The organism is Xanthomonas cassavae CFBP 4642, from assembly GCF_000454545.1.
Classification (GTDB): Bacteria; Pseudomonadota; Gammaproteobacteria; order Xanthomonadales; family Xanthomonadaceae; genus Xanthomonas; species Xanthomonas cassavae.
In genome coordinates, this window is the sequence record NZ_CM002139.1 from 4,162,870 (window position 1) to 4,176,017 (window position 13,148).

The 13,148-nt window shown below is 65.1% G+C and carries 10 protein-coding genes and 1 tRNA gene; 5 read left to right on the forward strand and 6 right to left on the reverse strand.

The genetic code is table 11. The features are described 5' to 3' along the window. Positions 1-2,199, forward strand: a complete 2,199-nt coding sequence (locus XCSCFBP4642_RS0118360) for a M3 family metallopeptidase (RefSeq protein WP_029221058.1) — start codon at positions 1-3, stop codon at positions 2,197-2,199. Between the two features lie 211 nt (positions 2,200-2,410). Here XCSCFBP4642_RS0118360 and XCSCFBP4642_RS0118365 read toward each other — a convergent pair whose 3' ends face one another. The 3 genes from XCSCFBP4642_RS0118365 to XCSCFBP4642_RS0118375 all read right to left on the reverse strand — a co-directional run bounded on the left by XCSCFBP4642_RS0118365 (position 2,411) and on the right by XCSCFBP4642_RS0118375 (position 4,146). After that, complete coding sequence (locus XCSCFBP4642_RS0118365; RefSeq protein WP_029221059.1) at positions 2,411-2,911, reverse strand: MarR family winged helix-turn-helix transcriptional regulator; 501 nt, start codon at positions 2,909-2,911, stop codon at positions 2,411-2,413. Between the two features lie 66 nt (positions 2,912-2,977). Next, positions 2,978-3,823, reverse strand: coding sequence for a DUF3298 and DUF4163 domain-containing protein (locus XCSCFBP4642_RS0118370; protein WP_029221060.1), 846 nt, complete (start codon positions 3,821-3,823; stop codon positions 2,978-2,980). A gap of 38 nt (positions 3,824-3,861) precedes the next feature. Further along, positions 3,862-4,146 carry a GNAT family N-acetyltransferase gene (locus XCSCFBP4642_RS0118375; RefSeq protein ID WP_033898527.1) on the reverse strand — a complete coding sequence of 95 codons (285 nt, stop codon included), beginning with the start codon at positions 4,144-4,146 and terminating at the stop codon, positions 3,862-3,864. Positions 4,147-4,356: 210 nt separating this feature from the next. On the opposite strand from XCSCFBP4642_RS0118375, the gene XCSCFBP4642_RS0118380 reads away from it, so the two are divergent. Next, positions 4,357-4,557, forward strand: coding sequence for a hypothetical protein (locus XCSCFBP4642_RS0118380; protein ID WP_029221062.1), 201 nt, complete (start codon positions 4,357-4,359; stop codon positions 4,555-4,557). 140 nt (positions 4,558-4,697) lie between these two features. Here XCSCFBP4642_RS0118380 and XCSCFBP4642_RS0118385 read toward each other — a convergent pair whose 3' ends face one another. Both XCSCFBP4642_RS0118385 and XCSCFBP4642_RS0118390 read right to left on the reverse strand, forming a co-directional pair. Further along, on the reverse strand, positions 4,698-5,306 hold the full coding sequence (locus XCSCFBP4642_RS0118385; protein ID WP_029221063.1) for a rhomboid family intramembrane serine protease: 609 nt from the start codon (positions 5,304-5,306) through the stop codon (positions 4,698-4,700). Positions 5,307-5,313: 7 nt separating this feature from the next. Then, entirely contained in the window at positions 5,314-6,879 is a 1,566-nt protein-coding gene (locus XCSCFBP4642_RS0118390; RefSeq protein WP_029221064.1) for a POT-type proton-dependent oligopeptide transporter, read from the reverse strand. A 264-nt stretch (positions 6,880-7,143) separates the two neighbouring features. Between XCSCFBP4642_RS0118390 and XCSCFBP4642_RS0118395 the strand changes: the two genes are divergently transcribed. The 3 genes from XCSCFBP4642_RS0118395 (at position 7,144) to XCSCFBP4642_RS0118405 (ending at position 11,540) form a co-directional block, all read left to right on the forward strand. Further along, on the forward strand, positions 7,144-8,913 hold the full coding sequence (locus XCSCFBP4642_RS0118395; RefSeq protein WP_029221065.1) for a M14 family metallopeptidase: 1,770 nt from the start codon (positions 7,144-7,146) through the stop codon (positions 8,911-8,913). Positions 8,914-9,091: 178 nt separating this feature from the next. Then, positions 9,092-11,281, forward strand: coding sequence for a beta-glucosidase family protein (locus tag XCSCFBP4642_RS0118400; protein ID WP_029221066.1), 2,190 nt, complete (start codon positions 9,092-9,094; stop codon positions 11,279-11,281). A 172-nt stretch (positions 11,282-11,453) separates the two neighbouring features. Continuing rightward, positions 11,454-11,540 (forward strand) — tRNA-Leu (locus tag XCSCFBP4642_RS0118405). 576 nt (positions 11,541-12,116) lie between these two features. On the opposite strand, the gene XCSCFBP4642_RS0118410 is transcribed toward XCSCFBP4642_RS0118405, so the two are convergent. Beyond that, positions 12,117-13,079 carry an IS5 family transposase gene (locus XCSCFBP4642_RS0118410; protein ID WP_029218204.1) on the reverse strand — a complete coding sequence of 321 codons (963 nt, stop codon included), beginning with the start codon at positions 13,077-13,079 and terminating at the stop codon, positions 12,117-12,119. Positions 13,080-13,148: the final 69 nt, after the last annotated feature.

Consider the following 13,148-nt stretch of genomic DNA (forward strand, 5'->3'; position numbering starts at 1 on the left):
TTGACCACCCGTCTCGCTTTTGCCCTGGCCGCTTCCCTGGGACTTGCCATGCCGTCCTACAGCATCGGCGCGCCCGCCACCACGCAGGCCGCCACCCAAGCCAACCCCTTCTTTGCCGACAGCACCCTGCCGCTGCACTACCCGCAGTTCGACAAGATCAGCGACAGCGACTTCGCACCCGCCTTCGATGCCGGCATGGCCGAGCAGTTGACGGAAGTGGACAGGATCGCCAGCCAGAAGGCCAAGCCGAGCTTCGAGAACACCGTCATCGCGCTGGAACAGAGCGGCGCCACGCTCGACCGCGCCACCACCGTGTTCTTCAACCTGGTCGGTGCCGACACCAACGATGCGCGCAAGAAGCTGCAGGCCGATTATTCGGCCAAGTTCGCCGCTCACCGCGATGCGATCTCGCTCAACGGCAAGCTGTTTGCGCGCATCCAGACCTTGTACGACCAACGCGCCAAGCTGGGACTGGATGCGCAAGGTGTGCGCCTGGTCGAGAAGTACTACAGCGACTTCGTGCGCGACGGCGCCAAGCTCTCCGATGCAGACAAGACCACGCTCAAGGCGATGAATGCCGAGCTGGCCAAGCTGGGCACCACCTTCAGCCAGAACGTACTGGCCGAGGTGAATGCCGCTGCCGTCGTTGTCGATGACGTCAAGCAACTGGATGGTTTGTCGGACGAACAGATCGCCGCTGCTGCCGAAGCGGCGAAGGCGCGCAAGCTCGAAGGCAAGTACGTGATTGCGCTGCTCAACACCACCGGCCAGCCGCCGCTGACCCAGCTGAAGAACCGCGAGCTGCGCAAGAAGATCTACGACGCCTCGGTGTCGCGCGGCAGCCATGGCGGCCAGTACGACAACACCGCGCTGGTGTCGCGCATCATGAAGCTACGTGCCGACAAGGCCAAGCTGCTTGGCTTCCCGACCTACGCTGCCTATTCGCTGGAAAACCAGACCGCCAAGACTCCGGAAGCGGTCAATGCGATGCTCGGCAAGCTGGCACCGGCTGCGGTTGCCAATGCCAAGCGCGAAGCCGCCGACCTGCAGGCGATGATCGACAAGGAACAAAAGGCCGCGCGCAAGCCGACCTTCAAGCTCGAAGCGTGGGACTGGGCGTATTACAGCGAGAAGGTGCGCCAGGCCAAGTACAACTTCGACGAGTCGCAGCTCAAGCCGTACTTCGAGCTCAAGAACGTGCTGGAAAACGGCGTGTTCTATGCGGCCAACCAGGAATACGGCCTGACCTTCAAACAGCGCACCGACCTGCCGACCTACCGCGACGACATCACCGTCTATGACGTGTTCGATGCCGACGGCAAGCAGCTGGCGATCTTCATCGCCGACATGTACGCCCGCGAATCCAAGCGCGGTGGCGCCTGGATGAACTCCTATGTGTCGCAGTCGGACCTGACCGGGTTCAAGCCGGTGGTGGCCAATCACCTCAACATCCCCAAGCCGCCGGCCGGCCAGCCGACGCTGCTGACCTGGGACGAAGTGACCACCATGTTCCATGAGTTCGGACATGCGCTGCACGGCATGTTCTCCGACGTCAAATATCCGTATTTCTCCGGCACCAGCGTGCCGCGCGACTTCGTCGAGTTCCCCTCGCAGGTCAACGAGATGTGGGCCGACGAGTCGTCCATCCTGAAGAACTACGCCAAGCATTATCAGAACGGCACGCCGATGCCGCAGGCCTTGCTGGACAAGGTGATTGCTGCGTCCAAGTTCAATCAGGGCTTTGCCACCACCGAGTACCTGGGTGCGGCGATGCTGGACCAGAACTGGCACCAGGCCAGCGCCAGCGACGTGCCCGATGCGGCCGGCGTCATGGCGTTCGAAGCCAAGGCCCTGCAGCAAGATGGCATTGCCTATGCGCCGGTGCCGCCGCGCTACAAGACGCCGTATTTCAGCCACATCATGGGCGGCTACGCGGCCGGGTACTACGCCTACATCTGGTCCGAAGTGCTGGATGCCAACACCCAGCAGTGGTTCAAGCAACATGGTGGCCTGAGCCGTGCCAATGGCGACCGCTTCCGCAAGACCCTGCTCTCGCGCGGCGGCAGCGTGGACGCAATGGAGCTGTTCCAGAACTTTGCCGGCCATGCGCCGCAGATCGAGCCGCTGCTCGAAAAGCGCGGCCTGAGCGCCCAGGGTGGCGATGGCGCCACACCAGAGGCACCGCAGTCCAAGCCGTAACCCGGCCTGCAGCCTTGCTCCAAACACAACGCCGCCCGGAGCGATCCGGGCGGCGTTTTTGATATACCCAGGCGTGGGGCGTGCCGCATACCGGACATGGTGGGCCTGGCGAACACCAGTGCGCGGCGAAGGCCGTCAGGTCGGCATGTATCGCTCGTCTCGCGTCTGCCGCGCGCCTTCCCGCCAACCACCCAGGACACGTTGACCGCCGCTAGGGCTCCACCGTATCCACGCCATCGAGCAGCTTCTTCAACAACTTCTCCAGGCGCACCTGTTCGGCATCGCTGATGCCGGCCGTTTGCGCATCCAACAGCGTGCACGCTTCCGGCAACAGGCTTTCGATCAAGGCCAGCCCTGCCGGCTGCAAGGTCAGTACGATCTTGCGCCGATCGTCGGGACTGCCACCGCGGGCGATCAAGCCCTTCTCGCAGAGCTGATCGGTGAGCCGGGTGATGTTGGCGGGTTTCTCGCTGGCCGCCTCGGCCACTTCGGTGGGCGTGATGGCCTGCTCCGGCGTGCCGTGGAGCATCATCAGGATGTCGTATTCCGGCGGGCTGATGCCGTACGGCTTGAGCCGCACGCAGCTTTGCGTGTGCATTCGCTTGTAGAGATGCTTGATCAACCTCACCAGGACGGCCGGTTCCCGCGGGAATTCCGGGTAACGCGCGCAGGTGTGGTCCACGCGGTTTGCGGTTGGATCGAAACTACTCATATCACCTGTTGGAGTACATTACTGAATGGTCGAGCCATTCAATCACATCGACTGCGGGGCGATACCTCAGCGAGCGAAGAGATGTACATATTCCGGCGCGACCCACGGCAGCAATGTGGATGCCGTGACGTCGGCCGTTTGCGTGCCATCCGAGTATGGCCCTACCTGATACGGAGGAAACACGAAACGCAATGCAGTGATCTGCCCGGCAGCATTCAACACCGGGACGAACTGCGCGAAGTTGTCCACCTGCGCGGCAGTGCCCTCGGCGATCATGCGATCGGCCGATGCCACCTGTTCGGCTTGTTCTTCGATCGGCACGCGGTCGGCTTCCACGCGCTGCGTGGCAGCGGCGTGTAGCTGTGCGGCCACCGCACTCCCGATCTTGCCCCACCCTGCCGCATCCGGAATCAGCGCCTGCGCAGTCAACTGCTTGCGCTCCTTGACCAGCCACACGAAACGCGCGACCAATGGCTCGCCATGTGCACCGCCGGTATAGCGGCTGCCGTCGGCGGAAATCACGATCAGGTCGGCGGTCTGCAACACCGTTTCGAATGCCAGTGACAACTCGTAGGGCGCGGCAGGCTTGTCGTTGCCGAGACCGGAGACGGCCTGCATCAATTCGCTGCGCGCGTCCTGCGCGTATCTGCGGATCAACGCGGTCAGTTCCGGATAGGCATCCAGGCCGCGCGGGTAGCTGATACCCACCATATAGGCAGGCGCATGCTCGATCACGTCTTCCAGCGGACCGCTCTGCACCATTGCCGGCTCGACCGGCGGCGGCGTTGCCACAGCGGCATCGGCCACCGGTTCGGCCGGCTCGGCAGTAGCCGGTTCGCGCTGCGTGCAACCCGTCAACAGCGCCAGCATCAGCAGGCCCCGCACCCCATTTCCTGCAAGCAACCGCCCCATTCCCACCCGCTCCCCTGATTGACGTGCTGCTGCGGCCGTTAGGCCAGCAGATCCTGAAACTGTGGATGTCGACGCACGTAGGCCTGCGCATAACTGCACACGGGTACCACCTTCAGCCCGGCTGCCCGGGCAAACTCCAGAGCGGCCTCGACCAACGCGGCAGCGATCCCGCGACCCGCGATCGCCTCCGGCACCAGCGTGTAGGCGATGGTCATGCCTGCACTGTCGCGGCGGTACACCAGCTCGGCGCGTTGTCCATCGGTGTCTACGACGAAATGCTGCTGTGTCGGGTCATGGTCGACGTGCACTGTCGCTGCCTTCATCAGGGTCTGCACCGCTTCCAAGTACCGCCAGTGTGACCAGCGCGACGCCGCGCCTGCGTGAAAATGAATCCACGCTGTGACCGGCCGCCCGGCTCGGCGATGACCTGCTCAAGTTCGCTGCAGCAGCGCCGATAGCTGACTCGATGGCGCTCGCCGCAGCCGGTCTCCGGCATGCCTGGCGCCCTCGTCTTACCTATGAGGAGTCACCGCATGCACAATGATTCGGCAGGAAACAACGCGCAGAGCGACAGCTCGTTGCTGGAAGGGCTGTTACAGTTCGCCATCGCCGGCGACACCCATAATCCCGACTTCGCGCAGCTCAACGACACGGTCTACCAGCGCCTGCAGCAGGCTTACGGCGCAGTGTCCGGCTCGGCACTCGCCACCGATCAGGAACGCACTGCGGCCTGAGGTCGACACTGCCGCATCGGCCAGGACCCGTCATGCACCACCGCGGTCCTGGCCTGGCTGGCATCTGCACCCCGGGCCCGCACCAGGCCGCCGGGACACGCGCCCGCCGGGGGACATCGCCCGCCGTTGCGGGCTGTCACTCAGCCCAAGCGCGGGTTGGACAGCTGCTCCAGGAAGATCTGCAGTACCCGCGGCTCCATGATCAGCATGAACATCACCCCGAAGGCCGCACCGGCCAGGTGCGCGCTGTGGTTGATGCGATCGCCACCGCGGCGGTCCATCCACAGGCTGTAGCCCACGTAGAACACCGCATAGATGATCGCCGGTGCCGGAATGAACAGCACCAGGATGATGGTCCACGGCTGCAGCAGGATGAAGGCGAACAGCACCGCCGACACCGCACCGGAGGCGCCCAGACTCAAATAGTTGGGGTTGTTCTGGTTCTTCAGGTAGCTGGGCAGGATCGACACCACCAGCGCGGCCAGATAGAACAGCGGATAGGTCAGCACACTGCCGGTGAGCTGCAGCATCACGTTCTCGATCACCCGGCCGAAGAAGAACAGCGTGACCATGTTGAAGACCAGGTGGCCCAGGTCGGCATGGATGAAGCCGTAGGTCACCAGCCGGTCGTACTGCTTGTGCTTGTCCACCGCCGGCGGCCACAGGATCAGGCGGTCGTTCAACTTGCGGTTGTTGAACGCCATCCAGGAGACGATGCCGGTGATGGCGATCAAGATCAGGGTAATCATGCGGACCTCAGGCAGAACGGTAATTGTCGACCATGCGATAACCGCGCGCATACAGGCCGAAGGCCAGTGCCGCCAGGAATGCGAAGGCCGCGAAGAAGAACATCAGGAACGCCGCTTCGCTGAGTCCAGTATCGGCGATATGCGCGGTCACCGTCTCGTTGCGCACCGCCACGTTCGATAGCAGCACCCACAGGTTGCCGACCGTGGTGGTCAGATACCAGAAACTCATCACCACACCCTTCATTGACGGCGGCGCCTGGCTGTAGGCAAACTCGATGCCGGTGGCCGACACCAGCACCTCGCCGAAGGTGAGCAAGGCATAGGGCAGGATCTGCCAGGCGATATGCATCGGCTCGCCGCCATCCATCACCACCTGGATCGCCCCCACCACAATCCAGGCCACGCCACTGAAGGCGATGCCGCTGGTCATGCGCCGTAACGGCGTGGGCTCCCAGCCAACCCGGCGCAGCAGCGGGTACAGCACCAGATTGTTGAACGGGATCAGCAGCATCACCAGCAGCGGATTGATCGCCTGCATCTGCGACGCGGTGAACCAGGCCGGCATGGTCATCTCGCGCCCCTGCAGCACCCAGGTCGAGGCCTTCTGGTCGAACAGCGAGAAGAATGGCGTCACCAGCGCGAAGATCACCAGCACCCGCAGCAAGGCACGCACCCCTTCCACCGCCGCATCCGGATGCGTGCCGCGCGCGCGATCCAGCTGCCACCAGGTGCCGCCGCCGATGCCGGCCAGCAACAGCACCAGCGCCATGCACAGGCAGATGACGATGCCCAGCGGCTGGACCCAGGCGAAACTCGCCAGCGCCAGCACCACCGAGAGCGAGGCCAGCACCAGGCCCGGACGGCCCTGCCCCGGCACGCGCGTCAGCAGCGCGGTGCGCACCACCGCGCCGAATCCGTGCGGGTCCTTCGGCGGCAACGGCACCCGCACGTACCGGTTGCGCCCCAGCCAGAACACCAGCGTGGCCACGAACATCAGGATGCCGGGGATGCCGAACGCCCAGGACGGCCCCAGGTTCTTCAGCGCCAACGGAATCAGCAGCGAGGCGAACAACGAGCCGAAATTGATGATCCAGTAGAAGGCGTCGAACACCACCTTGGCCAGATGCTTGTTGGACTGGTCGAACTGGTCGCCCATGAACGAGGCCACCAGCGGCTTGATACCGCCCGCGCCCAGCGCGATCAGCCCCAGCCCGACGAAGAAACCGTTGCGGCTGCCTTCGAACATCGCAAGGCACGCGTGCCCGGCGCAGTAGACCAGGCTGAACCACAGGATGGTGTTGTATTTGCCGAACAGCCGATCGGCCAGCCACCCACCCAGCAACGGGAAGAAATACACCCCGATCATGAAGCTGTGCAGGATGTGCTTGGCTTCGGCCTCGCGGCCGGGGCCGCTGATCTCCTGCAGCAGCAGCGAAGTGATCAGGAACTGCACCAGGATGTTGCGCATCCCATAGAAGCTGAAACGCTCGCAGGCTTCATTGCCGATGATGAAAGGAATCTGGCGCGGCAGGCGCGCGCCGGCAGTGGGGCCGGGCAAGGTCGTGGTGGTCAAAGGCGGTCCGGTCGAACGGGTGACAGGCCCTATCGTACCGGCGCCAGCTGGTTGGCCGCCATGCGGCTGCACAGTGCTGCATCCATCCGGTTGCAACCGTGCACCAGGTGCGGCGGCAGAACGCTGCGCAGCGAACGCCCGCAGCTGGCGACGCGGCACGTGGTCGTGGCCGCTCGAACGATGCGCGCATGCCGCAGTGCAGATTGGCCTGCCGCGCCGGCTCGGCTACATTGCAAACGTTTTCCTGGACCACCGGACTGCTGGATGCCCCGCTACACCCGCCTGGCCCTGGGCCTGTTGTTATCGACTTCCGTTTCCACTGTGCTTGCCGCCGAGCCGCTGACCAGCGTGGCCGAGCGCAGCGGGTTCGTGCAGACCGGCCGCTACGACGAAGTCATTGCGCTGTGCGATGCCTTTGCGCAGCGCTATCCACAGGCGGTGCGCTGCATGCAGTTCGGCACCACGCCCGAAGGCCGGCCAATGAAGGCGCTGGTCGTCTCCACCAGCGGCGCGCTGGATGCAGACGCCGCCGCGCAACGCAAACTGCCGGTGGTGCTGATCCAGGGCGGCATCCATGCCGGCGAGATCGATGGCAAGGACGCCGGCTTCCTGGCCTTGCGCGAGCTGCTGGACGGCAAGGCCGGCAAGGGCGTGCTCGACAAGCTGGTGTGGGTGTTCGTGCCGGTGTTCAACATCGATGGCCATGAGCGCTTCGGCGCCTTGAACCGCCCCAACCAGCGCGGGCCGGAACAGATGGGCTGGCGCACCACCGCGCAGAACCTCAACCTCAACCGCGACTACCTCAAGGCCGACGCGCCGGAAATGCAGGCCATGCTGCGCCTGGTGCAGCAATGGGACCCGCTGATGGTCGTGGACCTGCACGTCACCGACGGCGCCAAGTTCGAGCACGACGTCTCGGTGCAGGTGGAGCCGGTGCACGCGGGCGACACCGCCCTGCAGCGCGACGGCACCCGTTGGCGCGATGCGGTGCTGGCCGACCTGCGCAAGCAGGGCTCGCTGCCGCTGCCGTATTACCCCTCCTTCGTGCGCGAGGACGATCCCACCTCCGGCTTTGCCGACGACGTGTCGCCGCCGCGCTTCTCGCATGGCTATTTCCTGCTGCGCAATCGCTTCGGCATGCTGGTGGAAACGCACTCGTGGAAGGATTACCCCACGCGCGTGCGGGTGACCCGCAACGCCATCGTCTCGGTGCTGCAGCAGACAGCCAGACATGGCACCGCCTGGCGCGCCGATGCGCTGGCTGCCGACCAACGCGCCAGTCGCCTGGCCGGCACGTCCGAGCCACTGAGTTTTGCGGCCGGCCCCAAGGCGCGCACCGTGGCGTTTCGCGGCTATGCGTACACGCGTACGCCCTCGCCGATTTCCGGCGCATTGATGACGCGCTACGACGAGAGCACCCCGCAAATCTGGAACGTGCCGCTGCGCGATCAGATCGCCCCCGATCTGGTGGTCGACGCGCCGCGCGGCGGCTATCTGGTGCCGGCCGCGCAGGCCGCCTTCGTCGCAGAGAAGTTGCGCCTGCACGGCGTCGCCTTCCGCACCATCGACAGTGCTGCCGACTACCCGGTGCAGAGCTTCCGTGCCGAAGACACCCGTTTTGCGGCACGTTCCAAAGAAGGCCATCAAACCGTGGAAGTCAGTGGGCAATGGCGCGAGGAACGCCGCGCCGTCCCGGCCGGCTCGCTGTTCGTGCCCATCGCCCAACCCAAGGCGCGCCTGGTGATGGCGATGCTGGAACCACAGGCGCCGGACTCGTTGCTGCAGTGGGGCTTTTTCAATACCGCCTTCGAACGCAAGGAATACATGGAGGCCTACGTCGCCGAAGACGTGGCGCGCGACATGCTGGCCCGCGATGCCGGACTGAAGGCGCAGTTCGAACAGCGCCTGGCCAACGACACGACCTTTGCCGCCGACCCGCAGGCGCGGCTGGAATTTTTCGCCCGGCGCCATTCCTCCTGGGACGAGCGCTATCAGCTGTATCCGGTGCTGCGGACCGCGCAGACCGACTTCTGACGGCCCCGCCAGTTCGGCGAGCGGCCAGGCGCGCCAGAGCGCCCTCCGATCCGGGCACCGCGGTGCCCGACCTGTTTTGACATGACCCCGCAACAAAGGACACCCCGTGCCACATCCCGATCTGAAAACGTTTACATACCCCGTCTCCCGTTCGCGCCCGCTGGTGCTGGCGGTGGTGATGAGCCTGGGCATGGCCCTGGCTGCACCGGCGGCAGTAGCGCAAACGGCTGCCGCGCCGCAGCCGTGGATGGATACCGCACTGACGGCGGACCAGCGTGCCGACCGGCTGCTCGCACAGATGAGCGAAGACGAAAAATTCCAGATGCTGCGCAGCTACTTCGGCCTGGGCACCGACAAGATCCCCAAGCCCGAGGGCGCGCTGGGCTCGGCCGGCTATGTGCCGGGTATTCCACGGCTGGGCGTCCCGGCGCAGCAACTGGCCGATGCCGGCGTTGGCGTGACCAATCCCGGCGGCATCCGCAAGGGCGACTACGCCACCGCGATGCCATCGGGCCCGTCCACCGCGTCCAGCTGGAATCGACAGCTGGCCTTTGAGGGCGGGCGGACCATGGGCCGCGAATCCTGGCAGCAGGGCTTCAATGTGCTACTGGCCGGCAGCGTCAACCTCCAGCGCGACCCGCGCAACGGCCGCAATTTCGAATATGCCGGCGAAGACCCGCTGCTGGCCGGCAGCATGGTCGGCGAGTCGATCCGCGGCGTGCAGAGCGCGCATGTGCTATCGACGATGAAGCACTTCGCGCTCAACGACATGGAAACCCGGCGCAACTTCCACAGCGCGCAACTCGGCGAGCAGGCCATGCACGAATCGGACCTGCTGGCCTTCGAGATCGCGCTCAAGATCGGCGACCCCGCCTCGGTGATGTGCTCCTACAACAAGATCAATGGCATCTACGGCTGCGAGCACGATTACCTGCTCAACCAGGTACTCAAGCAGGAATGGCACTACCCCGGCTACGTGATGTCCGACTGGGGCGGCGTGCACAGCGGCTCCAGAGCCGCGCTGGCCGAGCTGGACCAGCAATCGGCCGGCGAAGTGTTCGATGCGGCGGTGTTCTTCGACGCGCCGTTGCGCATGGCGGTGAGTGCCGGGGTGGTGCCGCGCGCGCGCCTGGACGACATGGTCAAGCGGGTCTTGCGCAGCCTGTTCGCGCATGGCGCATTCGATCACCCGACTCAGCGCCAACCCATCGATGGCAAGGCCGGGCAACTGGCCGCGCAGCAGGTTGCCGAAGAAGGCAGCGTGCTGCTGCGTAACGAGCAGGCCACCTTGCCGCTGTCCAGCCAGGTGCGCCGCATCGCGGTCATCGGCGGCTATGCCGACAAGGGCGTGATGTCCGGTGGCGGCTCCTCGCGGGTGGACTACACGATCAACGGCGGCAATGCGGTGCCCGGCCTCACCCCGACCACCTGGCCGGGCCCGGTGATCATCCATCCGTCTTCGCCGCTGCAGGCGCTGCGCGCCGCATTGCCGAACGTGCAGATCGACTACGTGGATGGCGCCGACCGCGCCGCTGCCGCACGCGCGGCCAAGGCCGCCGACGTGGCGATCGTGTTTGCCACCCAGTGGGCGGCCGAATCGGTGGACCTGCCGGACATGCAATTGCCCGACAACCAGGACGCCCTGATCGAGACGGTGGCCAAGGCCAACCCCAAAACCACGGTGGTCCTGGAAACCAATGGGCCGGTGCGCATGCCCTGGGCCGAGCGCGTGCCGGCGGTGTTGCAGGCGTGGTACCCGGGCATCGGCGGCGGCGAGGCGATCGCCAACCTGCTCACCGGCGCGGTGAATCCGTCCGGCCACCTGCCGGTGACCTGGCCGGTGGACGAATCGCAGCTGCCACGCCCGTCGATTCCCGGCCTTGGCTTCAAGCCGGCCAAACCCGGCGAGGACACCATCGACTACACCATCGAAGGCGCCAACGTCGGCTACAAATGGTTTGCCGCACGCAAGCTCACCCCGCGTTATCCGTTCGGGCATGGCCTGTCGTACACCCGCTTTGACATGGGCAACCTGCAGGTGGATGCAACAGGCAGCACGCTCACCGCGCGTTTCGACGTGGAGAACACCGGTGAACGCGAAGGCGCTACGGTACCGCAGCTCTACCTCGTGCTGCCGGAGGGCCACGCCACCCCGCTGCGCCTGATCGGCTGGCAGAAGCTCACGCTCAAGCCCGGCGAGAAGCGCCGCGTGCAGGTGGTGGCCGAGCCGAAGACGCTGGCCGATTTCGACGCGAAGGCACGGCAGTGGAAGATCGCAGCGGGCACGTATCGCGTGCAGCTGGCGCGCTCGGCCAGCGAACCGGTGCAGAGCGTGGAGGTCGCCTTGCAGGCCACGCAGCTGCCGTAAGCGGCGGCTGCAGCGGCGGACGCATGTTGCGCGCCTGCGCCGATGGTGGCGCTGTCCCGGTCACGCGCAGCGCGGGCGACGGCGACGGCGACGGCGACGGCGACGGCAAATATTTCTGCGGAAGATGCGTTGACAGCCGCGCGTGCAGCTTGCACAATTCGCCCCCTGAGTCGCCCAGGTGGCGGAATTGGTAGACGCACTAGCTTCAGGTGCTAGCGGGGGCAACTTCGCGGAGGTTCGAGTCCTCTCCTGGGCACCACGACTCACGGCAAAACGCAAAAAACCCCGCTCAGGCGGGGTTTTTTGCGTCTGGGCCATGCGATTGCACGATGGTGTGTCGGCATCGGTGATGTCTGCAGATCGGCAGCGTTGCAAGGGCGCGGCGCCAATGACTTTCGACACGCGACTACCTGTTTCCGCTGTGGCGACCATGCGTAACGCCTCCAGGACGGCAGCACGCCCCATGCGCATCCTCCTTTGGCTTGCCCTGCTGCCTGCCATTGTCAGTCCGCATGCACGGGCACAGCAGACCGACAAGCACGATGCCCCACGCCATCGCGCGCAGGTGTCTTCGCAGCAGTGTGGTCTAGGGCAACGCTGATCAAGTAGTCGCAACGGCCAGCGAACTGGCCGATCCGGCTCATGACGCACTTGGATCTACGATCAGCCGTCCTTCCATGCCCGTTTCCGGGCGNNNNGGCAACGCTGATCAAGTAGTCGCAACGGCCAGCGAACTGGCCGATCCGGCTCATGACGCACTTGGATCTACGATCAGCCGTCCTTCCATGCCCGTTTCCGGGCGCTGCGGGCCGCTTTTGCGGCCCCGCAGGCGCAACTATCCCGCCAAACGCACCCGCGCCAGGTACAGGTTCGCCAGGCCCAGGGCCACGAAGCAGCGGTTCGCGTTCTTGTCCAGCCCGCGATAACGCACCTTGGCAAAGCCCCACAGCCGCTTCACCACCGCGAACACGTGCTCGACACGGGCACGGATCTTCGACTTGTTGCGGTTCCGCTGGCGCTGCACCTCATTCACTTCGCCACGCTTGCGAACCCGCTGGTTGGTGAAGTCCCGGGCGTGCGGTGCATGCGTGCCGATCAGCGCCTTCTGGCTGGCGTAGGCGCTGTCTCCATAGACCCGGCGTTCCTCCCCGTGCAGCAGGTCTCCCAGCAGGTGCTTGTCATGCACATTGGCCGCCGTCACCGCCGCGCTATGCACCAGGCCGTTACGACTATCCACGCCGATGTGCAGCTTCATCCCGAAGTACCACTGCTGCCCCTTGCGGGTCTGATGCATGTCCGGATCGCGGGCCTTGTCCGCATTCTTCGTCGAACTGGGCGCGCCGATGATAGTCGCATCCACGATGGTGCCCGTGCCCACCTTCAGGCCACGTGCTTCCAATTCCCGGTTCACTTGCAAGAACAGCTCCGCCCCCAGCTCGTGCGTCTCCAGAAGGCGACGAAACTTCAGCAGTGTCGTCGCGTCCGGAACCCGCTCGCGGCCCAGGTCGATCCCCACGAACCGCCGCAGCGCCGTGCTGTCCAGTAGCGCTTCCTCGCAGGCCTCATCGGCCAGATTGAACCAGTGCTGCACCAAATACATCCGCAGCATCCGTTCCAGGCCGACCGGCGGCCGGCCATTGCCTGCCTTCGGATAGTACGGCTCGATCACCGCGCACAGTGCCGACCACGGCACGATCTGCTCCATCGTCGACAGGAACACATCCCGGCGCGTCGGCCGACGATGCTGCTCGAATCCACTGCCCTGATCGGCCGCCATCGCCAATGTCTGCTGTTTCATCGGTCGTTCCGATTTGAAGGAAGGGGCATATTTTCTCCGATAGGGACCGACTTGATCAGCGTTGCCTTA

Coding starts and splice junctions, on each gene's coding strand:
- XCSCFBP4642_RS0118365 (WP_029221059.1), bottom strand. CDS start 2,911: ATGAGTAGTTTCGATCCAACCGCAAACCGCGTGGACCACACCTGCGCG.
- XCSCFBP4642_RS0118370 (WP_029221060.1), bottom strand. CDS start 3,823: ATGGGGCGGTTGCTTGCAGGAAATGGGGTGCGGGGCCTGCTGATGCTG.
- XCSCFBP4642_RS0118375 (WP_033898527.1), bottom strand. CDS start 4,146: ATGAAGGCAGCGACAGTGCACGTCGACCATGACCCGACACAGCAGCAT.
- XCSCFBP4642_RS0118380 (WP_029221062.1), top strand. CDS start 4,357: ATGCACAATGATTCGGCAGGAAACAACGCGCAGAGCGACAGCTCGTTG.
- XCSCFBP4642_RS0118385 (WP_029221063.1), bottom strand. CDS start 5,306: ATGATTACCCTGATCTTGATCGCCATCACCGGCATCGTCTCCTGGATG.
- XCSCFBP4642_RS0118395 (WP_029221065.1), top strand. CDS start 7,144: ATGCCCCGCTACACCCGCCTGGCCCTGGGCCTGTTGTTATCGACTTCC.
- XCSCFBP4642_RS0118400 (WP_029221066.1), top strand. CDS start 9,092: ATGAGCCTGGGCATGGCCCTGGCTGCACCGGCGGCAGTAGCGCAAACG.
- XCSCFBP4642_RS0118410 (WP_029218204.1), bottom strand. CDS start 13,079: ATGAAACAGCAGACATTGGCGATGGCGGCCGATCAGGGCAGTGGATTC.